Source organism: Ensifer sp. 38_S197 (genome assembly GCF_056924495.1).
The window spans coordinates 1,102,484-1,119,708 of sequence record NZ_JBXOVZ010000002.1 but is presented as its reverse complement, the minus strand read 5'-3'; the positions used below and the strand labels follow the sequence as shown (position 1 = coordinate 1,119,708).

Here is a 17,225-nt window from a genome sequence, read left to right as displayed (position 1 = left end):
TCCGATGATTTCCGCCCGCAGCGCGCTCACGACCGGGAGCGTGGGGTCGCTTCGGAGTCGTTTCATGGCATCTGCAAGGTTTCTGCGCGCGAAGCGTCTTCTCAAACGCCTCGCCGTCGGCATGGTTGCGCTCGTTGCAGCCCTGGTCCTCTATCTCGTTGGTCTGCAATGGACCGGCAACTTTCACACGCTCGTCGCCGGTGAGGTCTACCGTTCGGCGCAGCCGACCGCGGAAGCAATCGCCGCCTATTCTAAGGCCTACGGCATCCGCACCATACTCAACCTGCGCGGCGAGAAACCGCACGAACGCTGGTATCGCGACGAGGTCGCCGCCGCCGAGCGTAACGGTATCCGGCTCATCAACTTCCCCATGTCCGCTTCGGCGGAGATCGACCGCGCGGAAACCGACGCGTTGATGGCGATCCTCAGGGAAGCGCCGAAGCCGCTGCTGATCCATTGCAAGGCCGGCGCCGACCGCACCGGTCTCGTCTCGACGATCTACCTGCAGCAGATCGCCGGCGTCGACGAGGAGACGGCCGAGTGGCAGCTTTCGCTGCTCTACGGCCATGTGGCGCTGCCCTATCTGTCCGGCACCTTCGCGATGGACGAGACCTGGGAAGCCCTGGAAAAATCCTTCGGCCTGAGTAGCTGAGACAAGTCGAGCACAGATTGGGCGCCGCTGAACTGCCCCTCATCCCGCTGCCGCGACCTTCTCCCCGCGCGCGGGGAGAAGCGACGTTGCTGCACTCGCTCTCCTAGCCACGACCACCAAGGGCTGGCGTAGTGCGCCTCGCCTCTCCCCGCTTACGTGGACAGGGCCAGGTGAGGCGCAAACTTCCGTGGAATCCCATCGCCTCACTGCTACGCCGCTCCAATAGCTGTATCGCGCTTGAAATGCCTTACCGCAGCTTCGCCAGTAGCGCCGCCAACTGCCTCGCCTCGGCCGCGGTCAATCGGGCGCCGACATGGGCTTCGATCGATGGGCCATAGGTCTGCCACATGCGGTCACGCATCGTCCGGCCGGCCTCGGTGATCACCACCCACTGGCCGCGACCATCGGCGTCGAAAGCTTCGCGGCGGACCAGGCCCTCCTTCACCAGCCGATCGATCAGGCGCGAGAGATTGTATTGTGCAAGCAGCGTGCGCGCTTCGATCTCGAAGGGACGCAGACGGCCGTCTTCCGCCTGGACCAGCTCCCACAACACGTCGTACCAGCCAAGCGGCGGCAAGCCCGCAGCCTTGAAATCGGTTTCGATCCGCGCAAGCACGCGCTCACGGGCGCGCATCAGCCCAATCCAGGCCTCGGTCGTTTCCGCGCTCGGGCGTTCTGCTTCGTCTTTTTCCTCGTCGATCATAAATGCAATTACATCCATCTTGAAAGTCGAAGCAAGCTTACATACATGCAATTGCATCTATATTGCTTCAACCGGGAGACTGCCATGCTTACCCTCGTCAGCCACCATCTCTGCCCCTATGTGCAACGCGCCTCGATCGCGCTCGACGAAAAAGGCGTTCGTTTCGAGCGGACCTATATCGACCTCAAGTCCAAGCCCGACTGGTTCCTGAAGATCTCGCCTCTCGGCAAGGTGCCGCTGCTCCAGGTGCCGCAGCAAGACGGCGAAGCCGTGCTGTTCGAAAGCTCCGTGATCGCCGAATATGTCGAGGAAACTCAAGCCGGTCCGAGGCTTCACCCCGAAAATGCGCTGGAGCGCGCCCGGCACCGCGGCTGGATGGAATTCGGCTCATCGATCCTTTCGGAGCTCTGGGGCTTTGAGACGGCCAAGGACCAGGCAACCTACGAGCAGAAGCGCAAGGCGATCGCCGGCAAGTTCGCGACCGTGGAAGCGGCACTCGGCGACGGTCCCTACTTTGCTGGGGCCGGCTTTTCCCTCGTCGATGCGGTCTTCGCACCGATCTTCCGCTACTTCGACCTCTTCGACACACTCGCCGATCACGGCATCTTCAACGGGCTCGATCGAGTCCGTACCTGGCGAAGGGCGCTCTCCGAGCGGCCGAGCGTCAAGGCGGCAGTGACCGCCGATTACGGCGAGCGGCTGATGGCCTTCCTCAGGGATCACGACGCTTATCTGCTGCGTGCGCGAGAGGCATAGGCAGATAGGATCGCAGCCAGCATCCCGTCCTTCAGTTTCGTTCCGCACTGGCCTATGACAGCACCAAGCCATGCGGGAGGAGCTGCACATGACGGACCTGACCTCGACCTTGACGATCCTGGAGCCCTACCCCGGCCTCTTCGCCTATTATGACGGGCGTAACGCCGGGGTGCGGCTTCACGCGGAAGCGCCGAACTGGCTCGATGACGGCGCCTATGAACTGGGCATCGCCTCCTATGCCATCGTCGATGGCCGCGAGGCGCTGGTCTATGACACCCACATCTCGCTTGCCCATGCCCAGGCGATCCGCGATCATCTTGAAAGCCTCGGTGTCACCTCGATCCGCGTCGTGCTCAGCCATTGGCACAAGGACCATGTCGCCGGAAACGCCGTCTTTGCCGATTGCGAGATCATCGCACTCCAGCTGACGGCGGAGAAGCTTGAGGAAAATCGCGAACGGATCGAGATGGCGACGCCGCCCATCCGCCCCCTCGTCATGCCGAACCGGCTGTTTACTGAGACGCTCACGCTCACCGTCGGCGAACGTCCGGTCGAGCTACATCACTTTGCGATCCACAGCGCCGACGGCAATGTCATCTGGCTGCCTGAGGAGAAGCTGCTGCTGGCCGGCGATACGCTCGAGGATACGACGACCTATATCAGCGAGGCCGGCCAGACGGCGACGCATGTCGCGGAGCTTGTGCGTCTGCGGCAATGGCCGATCGAAAGGATCCTGCCTGCCCATGGCGACCGCGAGCGCATCGCCGCCGGCGGCTATGGACCGGAACTGATCGATGCCAACCGCCGCTATATCGAGCGGCTGACGCATGCGATTGAGACCGGTGCAACGATCGGCACGCTCGCGGAATTCGCCGCCGAAGAGATCGGCTCCGGCGCGCTCGTCTATTTCGCGCCTTACGAGACCGTGCACCGGAGCAATGTCGAACGGATGAGGGCTGCCCTCGCGGCACGCTAACCGCGGAACGATGCCGGGCAATCAGCCTTCATTTTCGCCGCAAAGCGCTCTAAGTCTTCTTCTTCCGATTCAAAAGACAGGCAGATCATGACCTATCCCGCCAATACGCCCAATCCCATCGATCCTGCAAAACTCGATAAGCTTGCAGAAGTCGCGATCCAGGTCGGCCTGCAGCTCCAGCGCGGCCAGGACCTGGTGATGACCGCGCCGGTCGCGGCAATGCCGCTGGTGCGCCTGATCACCAAGCACGCCTACAAGGCGGGTGCAGGTCTGGTGACGACGCTCTACTCCGACGAAGACACGACACTGGCACGCTACGCCTACGCTCCGGACGAGAGCTTCGACCGCGCGAGCGACTGGCTGTTCGAAGGCATGGCCAAGGCCTTTGCCGGCGGTGCTGCGCGCCTGGCGATCTCCGGCGACAACCCGATGATGCTCTCGGCGCAGGACCCGGTAAAGGTCGCGCGTGCCAACAAGGCGAATTCGATCGCCTACAAGCCGGCCCTCGAAAAGATCTCCAACTTCGACATCAACTGGAACATCGTCTCCTACCCGAACCCGTCCTGGGCGAAGCTGGTCTTCCCTAACGATCCGGATGCGGTTGCCGTCGAAAAGCTCGCCAACGCCATCTTCGCCGCCTCGCGCGTCGACGTCGCCGATCCGGTGGCCGCCTGGAAGGAGCACAATGCCAACCTCGCCCGGCGCTCGGCGTGGCTGAACGGCGAGCGCTTTGCGGCGCTGCACTTCACCGGCCCCGGCACCGACCTGACGGTGGGCTTGGCCGATGGGCATCTGTGGTGCGGTGGCGCGTCGGAAGCCAAGAACGGCATTACCTGCAATCCGAACATCCCGACCGAAGAAGTCTTCACGACGCCGCACGCGCTGCGCGTCGAGGGCCATGTCTCCTCGACCAAGCCGCTCTCGCACCAGGGCACGCTGATCGACAACATCCAGGTGCGTTTCGAGGGTGGCCGGATCGTCGAGGCGAAGGCCTCGCGTGGCGAAGAGGTTCTCAACAAGGTGCTCGACACCGACGAAGGGGCGCGCCGGCTTGGCGAAGTGGCGCTGGTGCCGCATTCCTCTCCGATCTCGGCCAGCGGCATCCTGTTCTACAACACGCTGTTCGACGAAAACGCCTCCTGCCACATCGCGCTCGGTCAGTGCTATTCGGGCTGCTTCGTCGACGATGCCAAGCTGACGCCGGAACAGATCCGCGGCCAGGGTGGCAATTCGAGCCTGATCCATATCGACTGGATGATCGGCTCCGGCCAGGTCGACATCGACGGCGTGCGCGCTGACGGCAGCCTCGTGCCGGTCATGCGCCAGGGCGAGTGGGCCTGATCGCGCGATCAAGGGCCGACTCATTTCTCAGCACCATCGAGGCCGCCGCAGGAATGCCGCGGCCTCTTCGTTAACAAACCGGCTGGCCGGCAACGCGAGACGCTTGCTCAATGGTTGCAAGCCCGCGCTTAGGCGCGGGCCGGTCGCACCTTGGGCAGCAATTGTGCGCGCTGGCTGAACCAGACACTGGCGAAGACGACGAGGATGCCGAGGGCCTGGACCGGCGTCAGTTGCTCGCCAAGCACACCCCAGCCGAGCAGGATGGCAACGACCGGGCTCAGGAAGCCGAGTGGCGAGACGGCCGACGGCTCGAGGCGTGAGAGACCGCGGAACCAGAGAAGGTAGGTAAATGCGGCGCCGATCAGGCCGAGATAGGCCAGGCCGAGAACGTTTGCCGTCGTCAATGAAGGCAGGGACGGTTCGAAGAACAGCGCTACCGGCACGAGAAGCAGGCCGCCGGCCGCCAGTTGCCACGCGGTGAAGGTGAGCGGCGGCACCGGCGGCGCCCAATGGCGGCTGAGGACCGTACCGAAAGCCATGGAGACCGCGCCGGCGAGACCGGCGATCACTCCGAGCGGATCGAGCGTGGCGCCCGGCGTCAGAACCAGAAGGCCGACCCCGACGATACCTGCAAGGCCGGCCGCGACGCTGAGTGTCCGGATCGGCGAACCGAGGAAGACGCGCGACAGCAAGATGACGATCAGCGGCTGAACGGCGCCGACCGTGGCGGCAACGCCGCCTGGCAGTCGGTAAGCCGAGACGAACAGCATGGCCCAGAAGAAGGAGAAATTGAGCGCGCCGAGGATGAAGGTTCGCGGCCACCAGATACCCTTAGGAAGACGCCGCACGATGAGCAGCAGCAGGAGCCCTGCAGGCAGGGCCCGCAGCATCGCGACCGTCAGCGGATAGCCGGACGGCAGGAACTCCGTCGTGACGAGGTAGGTGCTGCCCCAGATGGCGGGCGCAAGCGCAGTCAAGGCAAGGTCGGCAGTGCGGTTCGTGCTCATATCTCTACCTAAAGAATCTCTATATCAAGATAAATTGAGAATAGCACAGTTTATCTCTACGTCAAGATATCCTATAGCTGTTGGAACAATGGAGGCTCCGGATGGATCGCGTCGACAGGATATTGGCTCAATGGCACCGGGAACGGCCGGATCTTGACGTGTCCGCCATGGGCCTGCTCGGCCGCCTCTCGCGGCTTTCGACTCACATCGGCCGGGAGATCGAAAAGACCTTCGCCGAACGCGGCCTCTCCGCTTCGAGCTTCGACGTGCTGGCGACGCTGCGCCGCTCCGGACCGCCGTACCGGCTTTCGCCCGGCGAACTGCTGGATACGACCATGGTCAGTTCCGGCACCATGACCAATCGCATCGACCAGTTGGAGAAAGCCGGTCTCGTCGAGCGGATCGCCAATCCCGAGGACCGGCGCAGCGTCATCATCGCCCTGACTGACGAAGGGCTGCGCCGGGTCGACGAGGCGGCGACCGCGCATGTGGCAAACCAGCATCGGGTCGTTTCCGAGCTTTCGCCCGAGGAGCGCACGACCCTCGACCGGCTGCTGCGCAAGTATCTGGCGGCGTTCGAATAGCCGCGGCTAGAGCATCCCGCCTTCAAGTGAAATCGCTGGAAGCGGAAAGATGCTCCAGAAGCAAATGCTAGCGAACTTAGTGCGTTCATATGAACGGCGGTCTAGATGCTGGCGACCAGCCGACGGACACGCGCGAGATGCGCCTTGCGCTTGGCGTCGGTCGCTCGATCCATGTCGTGCAGCGCGAGCATGCGGAAATTCAGGCCCTTGGCGCAGAAGGCGGCGATGCCGCGCTTCAAAAGCCGCTTCACCGGATTGCCCATATAGAGTTGCACCACCCACCACGGCGACCCGGTCGTCGTCAGCGCCCAGAAGAGCTTGATGTTGTGAAGGCGCGGGATGATGCGGCCGCCGGCCGGATCGTTGTCGAAGGCGATGCCCGGCGCAAAGACGCGATCGAAGAAACCCTTGAGGATCGCCGGAAAATTGAACCACCATTGCGGAAAGACCAGCACAAGGCCATCGGCTGCCTGCAGTCGCGCAATCCAATCGGTGGCAGCCGTTCGATCATAGGCCTCGGTAAAGTAGCTGGCGCGCTCGGCAACGCTCAGGCGCGGATCGAAATCCTCGCGATAGAGATCGAGCAGGTCGACGATGTGGCCGTTCGCCTCCAGCGCCGCTCGCGCCTCACGCGCAACGCTTGCGGCAAAACTGTCTTCGAGCGGGTGCGCAAGCACGAGCAGAATACGCATGTTTCTCTCATCCCGCCCAACCGGGGACTTAAACGCTTTGCCGGATTCCGACCGGAGATCGTGCGGCTGCCTAGAACAGGCTGCCCTGCTTCGGCGGGTCGCCCGTCGGCTCCGAGGGCTTCATCTGCTTTTTGCGCGGCGCCGGCGTCTGCGGGGCGGGCTCGTCACCGCCTTCGCCGGCAATTGCCGAAACTCGACCATCGGCAAATTCCAGGCTGAGCGCCATGCCGGGGGTCACAGCCGCGGCCTGGCGCACCGGACCGCCTTCGGCATCGCGGATCAGCGCGAAGCCCCGCTGCAGGACGTTGCGGTAGGAAAGCGACTGCAGAACGCGATCCTGAGCGACGATGATGCCGCGCAAGCGGCGAACGTCGGCGCGAACCGCGGCATCGGACCGGGCGGCAAGCCCGGCGACACGATCCGAAGCACGGTGGATCTGACCGATGAGGCGCGACGGCAGGGCGCGCAGCGCGGCATCCGCCGCCTGGACCCGCGCCTCGCCGCGATGCACCTGCCGCTCGACGATACGTTCCGCGCGGTTGATGAAGTCGGCGATGCGCTGGCGGCGTTCGGAGAGCTTGCCCTTGAGAAGATCGGCACGCAGCTCGGCCGAGACGCGCTCGAACTGGCGCCGCTTGTTGGCCGTGTTCAACTGCAGGCCGCGCCCGAGCCCAAGGGCTGCCTCGTCGAAGCGGCGGCGCGGTAGCGCCAGCAACTGATCGAGCGACGGCAGGGCGCGCGCCAATGAACGCACGGCCTGACGGCGATTGTCCATCTGCCGCCCGACGGCGGCCTTGAGACGGGCCGAGAGGCCGGAAACCGCGGCTTCGAGATCAGCCTTCACCGGCACCGCCATTTCCGCAGCACCGGTCGGCGTCGGCGCCCGCTGGTCGGCGGCATAGTCGATCAATGTCCAGTCGGTCTCATGCCCGACGGCGGAAATCAGCGGGATCTCGGAGGCGGCCGCGGCGCGGACGACGGCTTCGTCGTTGAAACCCCAGAGGTCCTCGAGGCTGCCGCCGCCGCGGGCGACGATCAGCACGTCTGGCCGGGCCATCGCGCCGCCGGGCTCGATCGCGTTGAAGCCGCGGATCGCTGCCGCCACCTCGTCGCCCGAACCATCGCCCTGCACCCGGACCGGCCAGACGACGACGTGCACGGGAAAGCGGTCGGCAATGCGGTGCAGGATATCCCGGATGACCGCACCCGTGGGCGACGTCACGACACCGATCACCTTGGGCATGTAGGGTAGCGGCCGCTTGCGGCCGGCATCAAAGAGGCCTTCGGCGGCGAGCTTGCGCTTGCGCTCTTCCAGCAGCGCCATCAGCGCGCCGGCACCGGCCGGCTCCATCGATTCGATGACGATCTGGTACTTCGACGAGCCCGGGAAGGTCGTGACCTTGCCGGTCGCTATCACTTCCATGCCTTCCTCGGGCCGGAAGCGCAGGCGCGAGAACGTGCCCTTCCAGATCACCGCATCGATGCGCGCCCGATCGTCCTTGAGCGCGAAATAGGCGTGGCCGGACGAATGCGGGCCGCGATAGCCGGAGATCTCGCCGCGGACGCGCACCTGGTCGAAAGCCTGCTCGACCGTTCGCTTGATCGAGCCGGAAAGCTCGGACACCGAATATTCGGTGAGATTGCTCGGAGAATCGCTGTCGAAGAAAGAAGCCATGGCTTCTTTTACCGCACCCTCGGCCGAAGGCCAGCACATCCGTTGCGCTTTCCACCCGCCGACGGCAGGCGCGCTCAAGGTTTCAGGGCATAGAGCCGAATGGGCGCGCCTGCCGAAACCGGCAGCGGCGAAAGGAACGCCGGCACGCGCCCGGCGGCAAGCTCCGCATAGAAGCCTTGCGGCGCCCTCTCGGCGATCATTTGCGCCTGAGCGTCCGCGGCGCAGAAGGCAAGCACCGGATGCCCGAGTTGGCGTAGCATGGCCTCCGCTTCTTCCGGCCGCGCCAGGCCGATCTTCAATTCCGCGAGCATGCCGGCGGCATTGCGATGATACGGCGCGCTCAGCACGCGGTGCTGCGTGTGGCGAAGGAGGGCCGCACCAATATCCGATGGCCCGACAACGAACGACAGCGGCAAGCCTTCCAGATCTGTCAGCGACGCCGCTGTCACGCACGCCTCACCATTCGAGGTTACGGTTTCGCCTGCCACGAGTCCTCCGATCCCCTTGTCGACGAGCGTTCCGGCCATGGCCCATAACGCCGGAACCGAAATGAGCAGCGTGCCGACGTAAAGCAGAGAGGCGCCCATGCCTGCCGTTCCGCCGTTTGAGCGGGCGCGAAGGTCGGTGAGCAGCAACGCGATCGGCACAATCGCCAGAAGATTGGAAAAGACCATCCCGCGCACCTGGACGAGCGCAATCATCAGGCTCGAAAACACAAGCGCGAAGAGGATGAGGTTGAGATCGATCCTGTCACGACGCCAGATGCGCCAGACGCAAAGCAGCGCGGCAAATGCACCGGTGAAGTAGTAGTAGCCCACGATGCCCGCTGATTCCGTCCTTGCAACGGCGACGAAGGAACGTGCCTCGGTGACGTTGTCGAGCCACAGCTCGCGAAGCAGCGGATCGAGCCCTGCCAAAGGATTGCCCAGGCATTGCGGCGCCACCAACAGTGCCACGGCAATGACTCCCAGGCCGCAAGCGCCAAGGGCGAAAAACCGCACGACGGTCGGTCGATTGCTGACCATTGCCGCGGCAAGGCCAAGCAGCCCGCCTCCCGCCAGCGCCAGCGAATAGAAGGCGATCGAGAGATTGTCGCAGGTCGCAGCCAGATAGAGGCGCGGCGGCACGGTCACGAAGAAGAAGAGGCTCAAGCTTGCAGCGAGCGAAAGGCCAAAGGCAACGGTGGCCGGCGCAGCCTGCCGGCCGACGGCGGCCCACTGGCAGGCAACGACGGCGCAGACCATGGCCACAAACGGCGTCGTTTCCGCGCCAATCGCGATCGCCAGCGCCGCCGCCAATCCTGCCATTGCGTAGCTGGACGCGCGATACTGCCGATCGACGAGCATCGCCAGCATGACCGCGACCAGGACCAACTGCACGTTATGATGATCGATCGATCCCCCGAGGAACCGATTCGAGGTGGCGATGAACAGCGCCGTCAGCCCCAGACAGAAATGCATGGCCGGCGTGCCGCCGACACGGCGCCCGGCCAGGCCCATTGCCGCGAGCAACGGGATCGCCAGGCAGATCGGCCATATCGCCAGGGCCAGGACTTCCGCCTGCATTGCACCGACAAAGGGCCTGAGGAGAGCCATGAGCCCGGCTATGGGCAGATCAATCAGGCGCGACCAGTGCATCAACGTTCCGCCCTCGAGGCCGAGACGGACCTGCGTCAGATCGAACCAGCTTTGGCCGGCCAGCAGATCGCGCACCTCAACCAATCGCATGACATCGTCATTGTCGCGGCCGACATAGTCGGGCGCCCTCAGGAACTGGGCGACGAGGAAGAGGATGATGGGCGCGCCGTAGACGAGCACCGCCCAGGGCAGGCTCGACCAGAACCGCCTCGGTGCATGCGCCGTCGCCATGTCTGATAGTGCCGCAGTGCCGCTCGGCATGGTTTCCCGCCCCTTTTGCTCTCGCGCCATCATAAAGAGGCGCGATCAAGAAAGCGTAAAACCCGGAGGGCGGGAGCGACCTTGTCAAGCGCTCCGCGCGACGCACTTTGGCGTCTTGTTAACACCCTGATGCCTATGATGACGCCGATCCAACAGGAACCGAGCCGCCTGGATGTTCGAACGTTTCAACATCGCCGTTCTCTTGCCGTGCTATAACGAAGCCTCGACCATCGGGCAGGTCGTTCAGGGTTTCCAAGCGGCGCTGCCGACGGCCCGCATCTACGTCTACGACAACAACTCGACGGACGGCACGGCGCTGAAAGCCATGCTTGCCGGCGCAACCGTCGTGCGCGAACGCCGGCAGGGCAAGGGGCACGTGGTGCGCCGGATGCTCGCCGATATCGATGCCGACATCTATGTCATGGCCGACGGCGACAGCACCTACTGCCCGACGGATGCGGAAGATCTCGTACGCACCCTGATCACCGAGCGCGCCGACATGGTCGTCGGGACGCGACGCGGCGTTCATGACGATGCCGGCAGACAGGGGCACGCCCTTGGGAACCGCCTCTTCAACCTTCTCTACCGATCGATGTTCGGCACGGACTTCAACGACATTTTCTCCGGCTATCGCGTCTTCTCGCGGCGGTTCGCCAAAAGCTTCCCGGCCGTTTCCAACGGCTTCGAGATCGAGACGGAGATGTCGGTCCATGCCTCGCGGCTGAAACTGCCGGTCGCTGAACTCGAACTCGATTACGGCCGGCGGCCCGAAGGCTCCCATTCCAAACTCTCGACCTTCAAGGACGGCGGCAAGATCCTCTGGACCTTCGTGATGCTGATGAAGGAAACGCGGCCGTTCACCTTCTTCGGCCTCATCAGTCTCGCTTTCCTGGTGGCCAGTTCAATTTTCATGACGCCGGTCCTGCTCGAATATTTCGCGACCGGGCTCGTGCCCCGCATGCCCACCTGGGTCTTCTCGCTGGCCCTGCTCCTGGTCTCGATCATGATGTTCACGGCCGGTCTGATCCTCGATTCGGTCTCGCGCGCCCGCACCGAGCAGCTTCGTCTGCACTATATTGCGACGCCCGCAGGGGCTGCGCCGGCTGAGAGCTTGAATGCGGGCATCGCTCCCTCCCCGTTCGACGGCCAGGAAACCGGCCCACAGCCAACACCACGGATTGTTCGGGAACGCCGCGGATGAACCGGGAAACAACCAACCGCATACGCTTCATCATCGAAGACGTCATCCCGCCGATCCTCCGGGATTCGCGGCTTTTCAAGGGCATGGCCAGCCTCGCCTGGGGCAAACATATCGCGCATCTTGCCGAGTTTCGCGCGCGTGCGCCGTTCCTGTCGGCGCGCGAATACGAAGATCTCTACCGGCTGCATCCGAGGGTGCACGAGGGAACGGACAATTCCGAAGCCTGCGTCCGCAAGATCGCGGCAAGCGTCGTCGGCGACAGCGTCTGCGACGTCGGTTGCGGAACCGGCGTTCTGTTGAAGCGTATCCGAGAGGCCAATCCGGGCCGTCGGCGCCTCACGGGCGTCGACTTTGCCATCGACGATGCGGCCCGGATCGAGGGCGTAGAGTATCACGCGGCGATGATCGAGGAGCTGCCGTTTGCCGATGGCGAGTTCGATACCGTCGTCTGCACGCATGTCATCGAGCATATCCTCGACTATCGCAAGGCGATCTCCGAGCTTCGCCGGATCACCCGCCGGCGCCTGATCATCGTCGTGCCGCGCGAGCGCGAGTATCGCTACACGTTCAACCCGCACTTCAATTTCTTTCCCTACACCCACTCCTTCCTTCGCGCGATGCATCCGGTTCCAGCCGAACACGAGTGCATCGATATCGGCCGCGACATCTTCTATCGCGAAGACAAAGCTCTGGCAGTGTGAGGCGTGGCGATGAATCTCAATCTGGCGCCCACCGTCTGGTTCGGACTGTTTTTCACACCGGTGCTGATTTCGGCCGGACAGATCCTCTTCAAGCTGACGAGCGCCAAGACCGGCGACGCCAACGCTCACGGGCTGCTGGCGCTCGCCCTCAGCCCAACATTGCTCATGGCATTGGCCGTCTATGGCGTCGGCACGATCATCTGGATCTTCACGATCAAGTCCGTGCCGCTGACGATCGCCTATTCGTTCATGGCGCTGACATTCTGCCTCGTACCGCTGCTTGCCGCCGTCTTCCTCGGCGAGGCCGTGACGTTGCGCTACGCCCTCGGTGCCGCGCTGATCATCAGCGGCATGATCATCATCAATTCGTAAGGGTGCCCGGGACCATGATCGTCACCGCTTCCTTTCTCCTCGGCATCATCACATGCGGACTGTGCTCGCCGCGTCTCTGCCTTTTGGTCGGTGCGGTCCTGCTGGGCTTGGCTGGCGTCAGCGGCAACTGGATCGAAGCGGCAGCGGCAATCGGCGGCTACAATATGGGTCTCGCGCTTACGCTCTGCGGCGCCATCGCCATCGGCCTGCAGCGCGACAGCCAGTAACGCTCACCCCTTCCGCTCGAAAAACGCCTTGGTCTCCTCGTCCGCGGGGAAGAAGGATTCGATCAGCACGCCTTCCACCAAGGCATCCTGGGTCGAGCCGAAGGTCTGCAGCGTGGTGATGAAGCTCAAGCGCAGACCGCCGACATCGAGCTCGATCGGCAGCACGGGCAGGCGGTCGGTGTCGGGGTGGTTTTCGATCGCCCGCTCGACCATCGGGTTCGAGGCGGCCTTCTCCAGGCGTTTACCGAGGCGGCTGCGCGGCCCCTGCAGCCAGGCCTCGGTGCGCACGCGCTGTACGAGGTCAGCCGCCGCGGCCTCCCAGTTGACGACTAGCTTGCGAGTGTTTTCGTGACCGAGAAAGGTGTCGAGGAAGTTTTCTCCAGGCTGGAACGGAATGTCGGCAGCCACGGCCAGGCTCGCCAGCGCCGGGTTGACGACGAGCAGCGTGTATTCATGGTCGAGTACCAGGCCGGGATAGGGATCGTGGCGGGCCAATATGAGCCTGATGGCATTGGCGACGGCTGGCGGCATGGCGTCCAGCCCTGCGGCCGGACGCGTCGCCATGCGCGGCCGATAGCCGGCTGCCGAAAACAGCGTTCCCTGGTCGCGCGCCGGAATATCCAGCACCGAGGCCAGCCGCAGAATCATGCCTTCCGACGGTTTCGAGCGACCGGTTTCGAGGAACGACAAGTGGCGCGCCGAGATGCCGGCAGCGCCCGCGAGATCGAGCTGGCTCATGCGGCGATGGCCACGCCATTCCTTCAGATGTTCGCCAAATTGCATATGCCTGTTTTCTCCATTTGCCCGACAGAGTGACGTGCATGCCAAGTAAAATCCATTACCTCAGAGGTAATTGGTTCGATGACGTCATCAGAGCAATATCCGGCCATCGACAAACGGATGGAGCCGAAAATGAACCTCTCGAACCGCAGCCTGCTCAACAAGACCTTCCTCGCCGACGGCGCATTCTCGCTGGTCGCCGGCGCCGTCCTGATCCTCGACGCGGCACCCTTGGCTGCGCTGATCAGCCCCGCCGCAACACCTGCCATGATGAAGGCGCTCGGCGCCGGACTGCTGGTCTGGGGGATCTTTCACCTCTCGGCGGCGCGCAATGGCGGCCCCGTAACGGCAGCGGCGCGCATCAGCATTGCCGGTGACGTGCTCTGGCAAGTGGCGAGCCTGGCGCTGCTGCTCACGGCCTATGCCGATCTTTCTGCCGCAGGCATCGCGCTCGTCGTGATCGGCATGATCGGTGTCGCCGACTTCCTGTTCTTCAAGCGGCGGGGACTGGCGCGGGCGCGCGCCGCGATCGCCTGACGATAGTCTCAAGAGATCGGGAAGAGGTCCACCGGCCATGCCGGCGGGCCTCCTCGCATTCTACGACCGGCTCAGATGGTCTCCCAGCCGTCCTTGGCGCTGGCGCGGTAGATCGCGTCGATGAATTTCTGGTTGAGGCGCGAATTCTCGAGCGTCACCACTTCCTCAGGTTCGCCCTTGGCGGCGCGCGCGAAGGCTTCCGCCTGGAGCTTGTACTGGCGCGCATCCTGGAAGCGGAAGAGCTGCGACTGGGCGTGGTTCTGATTGGTGAGTTCCACCTCCTCACGGCCGTAGCGGTCGGCGTTGAAGGGCGATTTCACTTCGATGAAGCCCTTGTCGCCGTGGAAGACCATGATCTGGCGGGCGGCGAGCTGGGTGGAGATATAGAAGCTCAGCTCGAAATCGCCGAAGTCTGCCCGCACGCTCGAATAGATGTCGGTGCCGAATTCCGGATCGCGGTCGGTGTTTGCCTGAACCCGCACCGGCTCCTGGCCAGTGACGAAGCGGGTGGTGATCGTCGGATAGACGCCGATATCCGGCAGGCCGCCGCCACCGAGCGCGGGAATGTTGCGCATGTTGTTGGGGTCGCGGTTGAAATAGGTGAAGGCACCCTGGACGTGGCGCAGACGGCCGATCGCGCCTTCGGCCAGCAGCGCGCGCACCTTGCGCCAGACCGGGCTGTAGGTGACCATGAAGGCTTCGGCGACCAGAACCCCATTGCGATCACGCGCGGCGATCAAGGCGTCTATCTCGGAGGCGCGCAGCGCGATCGGCTTTTCGCAGAGCACATGCTTGCCGGCATTGGCGGCCTTCACCGACCATTCGACGTGCTGTGCCGTCGGCAGCGGAATATAGACCGCATCGATGACGTCGGAGGCCAGCATGTCCTCATAGGAGCCGAAGGCATGCGGCGCGGAGAAGCGATCGGCCATGGCCCGGGCTTTTGCGAAGTCGCGGCTGGCAACGGCGGAGACGACGCAGTTTTCCGCATCCTGAATGGCTGGCACAACGAGGTCGCGGCCGATCTTGGCCGTGGACAGAATTCCAAAACGTAACATGGCGGCGCTCCCTGATTTTTGTGGCCGAGACTACTGCATGTTTCCTTAAATTTCCTGCAATTTAAGGATAAAAACATGCAGCAACTCAAAGTGCTACAGCGACCTTAGCGCGTCTAAAGACGCGCGGCGCTGTAGCGCCGAGGTACGTACCTATCAAGCGGTTGATATCGTCCCGACCGAGATTCCCGTTTCGCAGAAAAAAGCCGGCAACCGGGTGACAATATCAGCTTTTCCGCCCTATCTTTCCCTTCGCAATCCTCCCGATCGCGATATGCTTCCATCCCTTCCAATGGAGCGAACCCATGGAAAAACTGAGACTTGGCCGCACTGACCTGGAAATCGCGCCACTTGTCTTCGGCGGCAATGTCTTTGGTTGGACCGCCGACGAAAAAACGTCTTTCGCCCTGCTCGATGCCTTCTTCGACGCCGGCTTCAACGCCATCGATACCGCAGACGTCTATTCCTCCTGGGCGCCCGGCAACCAGGGCGGAGAATCCGAAACGATCATCGGCAAATGGCTGAAACAATCGAAGCGATCGCGCGACAAGGCAGTCATCGTCACCAAAGTCGGTTCCGAACTCGGGCCCGACCGCAAGGGACTTTCGCGCCGCTGGATCCTGCAAGCGGTCGAAGATTCGCTGAGGCGGCTGCAGACCGACCATATCGATCTTTATCTCTCTCACTGGCCGGACCCGGATACGCCCTATGAGGAGACGCTTGCGGTCTATGACCAATTGCTGTCCGAAGGCAAGATCCGCAACATCGGTGCCTCCAACCTGAATTCGCTGCAACTGCGCGAGGCGCTCGACATATCCGCGACCCACGGCCTGCCACGTTATGCGGTTCTGCAGCCGGAATACAATCTCTACGACCGCGACGCCTTCGAGGGACCGCTGCGCGATCTCTGCATTTCGGAAGAGATCGGCGTGATCACCTATTTCGGACTGGCGCGTGGTTTCCTGTCGGGCAAGTACCGAACACACAAGGACCTCGAGGGCTCAGCGCGCGGCAGCGGCGTCGAGAAATACCTCGACGGACGCGGCATGCGTATCCTTGGCGTGCTCGACGATATTGCCGCCGAAACCGGTGCGACCCAGGCAGAAATTGCGCTCGCCTGGGTCCGGACGCGCAAGGGCGTCACGGCACCGATCGCCAGCGCCACGAACCTCGCGCAATTGCAGAGCCTCATTCGCTCCGCCGATCTCAAGCTGTCGGATGAAGCGATCCAGCAACTCAACGATGTCGGCGAATAACGGGAGAAAACCCAGCACGATGGCATTTGACGGTACGCGCTGCGGCCGGTGGCGCCGAGGCGACCGGCGTCGGCTCTACTGCCGTACCGACGAGCATGTGCGCTACCAGGTCAGTTTCGGCGCATTCCGCAAATCCGGAAATCCGGCATAGGCCTCGGCATGGCTGCCGCCCTGGTTGGCCATGCCGGCCTTCGTCAGGACGCCGCGCGGCTGCACGAAGCTCATGATCCGGCGCGCCGGCCGCTCGTGCCACTGGATGTTGAAAGCCCAGAGCTTCGGGAAGAAGCAGAGCGAGGCATAGGGCAGGTGGTCGTGGATCCACCAGGCGATCGACTGCCAGCCGCCGATCTCGCCGCGCCGGTCCCAGACCCAGGGGATGACGATGCAGGCGGTGGCGTCGATACATCCGTCGGCGTCGCGCATGTCCCAGATATGGTCGGCGGCCGAAGCGGCATTGGTCGAACAATTGAGACCATTGACGTTGCCGAAACCGTTGACGGCGCGATTGCGGTAGCCCGAGCGAATGACGATGCGGCCGAAGGTCGCTTCCAGCGGCTCCAGCAATTCTTCGCAGAGGCGTCGCCCCGCCTCGATCGCGAGATCCGGATCATCAGGGATGTTCGGGATGCGGTAGAAATCCGCGATCTCCGAATGCAGGAACTCCCGGAAGAAGAAGTTCCGGGAGAGCCGCACGCGGCCGAGATCTTCAAGACCTTTCATCGATCCGGGCTTCTTCATCGTCTTCCTTTCTCATCCGAACAAGCGGAATGCGCGAACCAATGGCATTCCAGATCCGGCCCAACCGCGCCACC

Annotated in this window: 19 protein-coding genes; 11 read left to right on the top strand and 8 right to left on the bottom strand. The window is 63.5% G+C overall.

Annotation, left to right across the window (positions count from 1 at the left end):
- Positions 1-64: 64 nt before the first annotated feature.
- The gene (locus AC1Z3V_RS18555) at positions 65-652 is read left to right on the top strand and encodes a dual specificity protein phosphatase family protein (protein ID WP_483500950.1); all 588 of its coding nucleotides are present in this window, start codon (positions 65-67) and stop codon (positions 650-652) included.
- Positions 653-899: 247 nt separating this feature from the next.
- On the opposite strand, the gene AC1Z3V_RS18550 is transcribed toward AC1Z3V_RS18555, so the two are convergent.
- Positions 900-1,355 carry a MarR family winged helix-turn-helix transcriptional regulator gene (locus AC1Z3V_RS18550; protein ID WP_483500948.1) on the bottom strand — a complete coding sequence of 152 codons (456 nt, stop codon included), beginning with the start codon at positions 1,353-1,355 and terminating at the stop codon, positions 900-902.
- Positions 1,356-1,439: 84 nt separating this feature from the next.
- On the opposite strand from AC1Z3V_RS18550, the gene AC1Z3V_RS18545 reads away from it, so the two are divergent.
- The 3 genes from AC1Z3V_RS18545 (at position 1,440) to AC1Z3V_RS18535 (ending at position 4,428) form a co-directional block, all read left to right on the top strand.
- A complete protein-coding gene (locus AC1Z3V_RS18545) occupies positions 1,440-2,111 on the top strand; it encodes a glutathione S-transferase family protein (RefSeq protein WP_483500947.1) in 672 nt (223 codons plus the stop codon).
- A gap of 88 nt (positions 2,112-2,199) precedes the next feature.
- Positions 2,200-3,087 (top strand): MBL fold metallo-hydrolase, encoded by an 888-nt coding sequence (locus AC1Z3V_RS18540; protein ID WP_483500945.1) that lies wholly within the window; start codon positions 2,200-2,202, stop codon positions 3,085-3,087.
- Positions 3,088-3,174: 87 nt separating this feature from the next.
- On the top strand, positions 3,175-4,428 hold the full coding sequence (locus AC1Z3V_RS18535) for an aminopeptidase (protein ID WP_483500943.1): 1,254 nt from the start codon (positions 3,175-3,177) through the stop codon (positions 4,426-4,428).
- A 128-nt stretch (positions 4,429-4,556) separates the two neighbouring features.
- Here AC1Z3V_RS18535 and AC1Z3V_RS18530 read toward each other — a convergent pair whose 3' ends face one another.
- Positions 4,557-5,435, bottom strand: coding sequence for an EamA family transporter (locus tag AC1Z3V_RS18530; RefSeq protein WP_483500941.1), 879 nt, complete (start codon positions 5,433-5,435; stop codon positions 4,557-4,559).
- Positions 5,436-5,536: 101 nt separating this feature from the next.
- Here AC1Z3V_RS18530 and AC1Z3V_RS18525 point away from each other — a divergent pair, with 101 nt between their 5' ends.
- Positions 5,537-6,019 (top strand): MarR family winged helix-turn-helix transcriptional regulator, encoded by a 483-nt coding sequence (locus AC1Z3V_RS18525; RefSeq protein ID WP_483500940.1) that lies wholly within the window; start codon positions 5,537-5,539, stop codon positions 6,017-6,019.
- 101 nt (positions 6,020-6,120) lie between these two features.
- On the opposite strand, the gene AC1Z3V_RS18520 is transcribed toward AC1Z3V_RS18525, so the two are convergent.
- The 3 genes from AC1Z3V_RS18520 to AC1Z3V_RS18510 all read right to left on the bottom strand — a co-directional run bounded on the left by AC1Z3V_RS18520 (position 6,121) and on the right by AC1Z3V_RS18510 (position 10,284).
- Complete coding sequence (locus AC1Z3V_RS18520) at positions 6,121-6,711, bottom strand: NAD(P)H-dependent oxidoreductase (RefSeq protein WP_483500938.1); 591 nt, start codon at positions 6,709-6,711, stop codon at positions 6,121-6,123.
- A gap of 70 nt (positions 6,712-6,781) precedes the next feature.
- Positions 6,782-8,386, bottom strand: coding sequence for an exodeoxyribonuclease VII large subunit (gene xseA, locus AC1Z3V_RS18515; protein WP_483500936.1), 1,605 nt, complete (start codon positions 8,384-8,386; stop codon positions 6,782-6,784).
- Between the two features lie 74 nt (positions 8,387-8,460).
- Positions 8,461-10,284, bottom strand: a complete 1,824-nt coding sequence (locus AC1Z3V_RS18510; protein WP_483500935.1) for a hypothetical protein — start codon at positions 10,282-10,284, stop codon at positions 8,461-8,463.
- A gap of 172 nt (positions 10,285-10,456) precedes the next feature.
- On the opposite strand from AC1Z3V_RS18510, the gene AC1Z3V_RS18505 reads away from it, so the two are divergent.
- From AC1Z3V_RS18505 to AC1Z3V_RS18490, 4 genes are read left to right on the top strand one after another with little or no spacing between them, the layout of a single operon-like run.
- On the top strand, positions 10,457-11,485 hold the full coding sequence (locus AC1Z3V_RS18505; RefSeq protein ID WP_483500934.1) for a glycosyltransferase family 2 protein: 1,029 nt from the start codon (positions 10,457-10,459) through the stop codon (positions 11,483-11,485).
- A complete protein-coding gene (locus tag AC1Z3V_RS18500) occupies positions 11,482-12,186 on the top strand; it encodes a class I SAM-dependent methyltransferase (protein WP_483500932.1) in 705 nt (234 codons plus the stop codon). The genes AC1Z3V_RS18505 and AC1Z3V_RS18500 overlap by 4 nt, the downstream gene beginning before the upstream one ends.
- 9 nt (positions 12,187-12,195) lie before the next feature.
- A complete protein-coding gene (locus AC1Z3V_RS18495) occupies positions 12,196-12,558 on the top strand; it encodes a DMT family transporter (protein WP_483500931.1) in 363 nt (120 codons plus the stop codon).
- Positions 12,559-12,572: 14 nt separating this feature from the next.
- Complete coding sequence (locus AC1Z3V_RS18490) at positions 12,573-12,785, top strand: hypothetical protein (protein ID WP_483500929.1); 213 nt, start codon at positions 12,573-12,575, stop codon at positions 12,783-12,785.
- 3 nt (positions 12,786-12,788) lie between these two features.
- On the opposite strand, the gene AC1Z3V_RS18485 is transcribed toward AC1Z3V_RS18490, so the two are convergent.
- A complete protein-coding gene (locus AC1Z3V_RS18485; protein WP_429810803.1) occupies positions 12,789-13,568 on the bottom strand; it encodes a helix-turn-helix domain-containing protein in 780 nt (259 codons plus the stop codon).
- Between the two features lie 129 nt (positions 13,569-13,697).
- Here AC1Z3V_RS18485 and AC1Z3V_RS18480 point away from each other — a divergent pair, with 129 nt between their 5' ends.
- Positions 13,698-14,102 (top strand): hypothetical protein, encoded by a 405-nt coding sequence (locus tag AC1Z3V_RS18480; RefSeq protein WP_483500927.1) that lies wholly within the window; start codon positions 13,698-13,700, stop codon positions 14,100-14,102.
- A gap of 71 nt (positions 14,103-14,173) precedes the next feature.
- On the opposite strand, the gene AC1Z3V_RS18475 is transcribed toward AC1Z3V_RS18480, so the two are convergent.
- Positions 14,174-15,160: a Gfo/Idh/MocA family protein gene (locus AC1Z3V_RS18475; protein WP_483500925.1), complete on the bottom strand. Its 987-nt coding sequence runs from the start codon at positions 15,158-15,160 to the stop codon at positions 14,174-14,176.
- A gap of 302 nt (positions 15,161-15,462) precedes the next feature.
- On the opposite strand from AC1Z3V_RS18475, the gene AC1Z3V_RS18470 reads away from it, so the two are divergent.
- Positions 15,463-16,413: an aldo/keto reductase gene (locus AC1Z3V_RS18470; protein WP_483500923.1), complete on the top strand. Its 951-nt coding sequence runs from the start codon at positions 15,463-15,465 to the stop codon at positions 16,411-16,413.
- A 102-nt stretch (positions 16,414-16,515) separates the two neighbouring features.
- Here AC1Z3V_RS18470 and AC1Z3V_RS18465 read toward each other — a convergent pair whose 3' ends face one another.
- Positions 16,516-17,151 carry a hypothetical protein gene (locus AC1Z3V_RS18465; RefSeq protein ID WP_483500921.1) on the bottom strand — a complete coding sequence of 212 codons (636 nt, stop codon included), beginning with the start codon at positions 17,149-17,151 and terminating at the stop codon, positions 16,516-16,518.
- Positions 17,152-17,225 lie beyond the last annotated feature (74 nt).

Bases quoted from the DNA above. Each gene is read 5' to 3' on its own strand.
- AC1Z3V_RS18555 (WP_483500950.1), top strand. From the start codon at position 65: ATGGCATCTGCAAGGTTTCTGCGCGCGAAGCGTCTTCTCAAACGCCTC.
- AC1Z3V_RS18550 (WP_483500948.1), bottom strand. From the start codon at position 1,355: ATGATCGACGAGGAAAAAGACGAAGCAGAACGCCCGAGCGCGGAAACG.
- AC1Z3V_RS18545 (WP_483500947.1), top strand. From the start codon at position 1,440: ATGCTTACCCTCGTCAGCCACCATCTCTGCCCCTATGTGCAACGCGCC.
- AC1Z3V_RS18540 (WP_483500945.1), top strand. From the start codon at position 2,200: ATGACGGACCTGACCTCGACCTTGACGATCCTGGAGCCCTACCCCGGC.
- AC1Z3V_RS18535 (WP_483500943.1), top strand. From the start codon at position 3,175: ATGACCTATCCCGCCAATACGCCCAATCCCATCGATCCTGCAAAACTC.
- AC1Z3V_RS18530 (WP_483500941.1), bottom strand. From the start codon at position 5,435: ATGAGCACGAACCGCACTGCCGACCTTGCCTTGACTGCGCTTGCGCCC.
- AC1Z3V_RS18525 (WP_483500940.1), top strand. From the start codon at position 5,537: ATGGATCGCGTCGACAGGATATTGGCTCAATGGCACCGGGAACGGCCG.
- AC1Z3V_RS18520 (WP_483500938.1), bottom strand. From the start codon at position 6,711: ATGCGTATTCTGCTCGTGCTTGCGCACCCGCTCGAAGACAGTTTTGCC.
- xseA (WP_483500936.1), bottom strand. From the start codon at position 8,386: ATGGCTTCTTTCTTCGACAGCGATTCTCCGAGCAATCTCACCGAATAT.
- AC1Z3V_RS18510 (WP_483500935.1), bottom strand. From the start codon at position 10,284: ATGCCGAGCGGCACTGCGGCACTATCAGACATGGCGACGGCGCATGCA.
- AC1Z3V_RS18505 (WP_483500934.1), top strand. From the start codon at position 10,457: ATGTTCGAACGTTTCAACATCGCCGTTCTCTTGCCGTGCTATAACGAA.
- AC1Z3V_RS18500 (WP_483500932.1), top strand. From the start codon at position 11,482: ATGAACCGGGAAACAACCAACCGCATACGCTTCATCATCGAAGACGTC.
- AC1Z3V_RS18495 (WP_483500931.1), top strand. From the start codon at position 12,196: ATGAATCTCAATCTGGCGCCCACCGTCTGGTTCGGACTGTTTTTCACA.
- AC1Z3V_RS18490 (WP_483500929.1), top strand. From the start codon at position 12,573: ATGATCGTCACCGCTTCCTTTCTCCTCGGCATCATCACATGCGGACTG.
- AC1Z3V_RS18485 (WP_429810803.1), bottom strand. From the start codon at position 13,568: ATGCAATTTGGCGAACATCTGAAGGAATGGCGTGGCCATCGCCGCATG.
- AC1Z3V_RS18480 (WP_483500927.1), top strand. From the start codon at position 13,698: ATGAACCTCTCGAACCGCAGCCTGCTCAACAAGACCTTCCTCGCCGAC.
- AC1Z3V_RS18475 (WP_483500925.1), bottom strand. From the start codon at position 15,160: ATGTTACGTTTTGGAATTCTGTCCACGGCCAAGATCGGCCGCGACCTC.
- AC1Z3V_RS18470 (WP_483500923.1), top strand. From the start codon at position 15,463: ATGGAAAAACTGAGACTTGGCCGCACTGACCTGGAAATCGCGCCACTT.
- AC1Z3V_RS18465 (WP_483500921.1), bottom strand. From the start codon at position 17,151: ATGAAGAAGCCCGGATCGATGAAAGGTCTTGAAGATCTCGGCCGCGTG.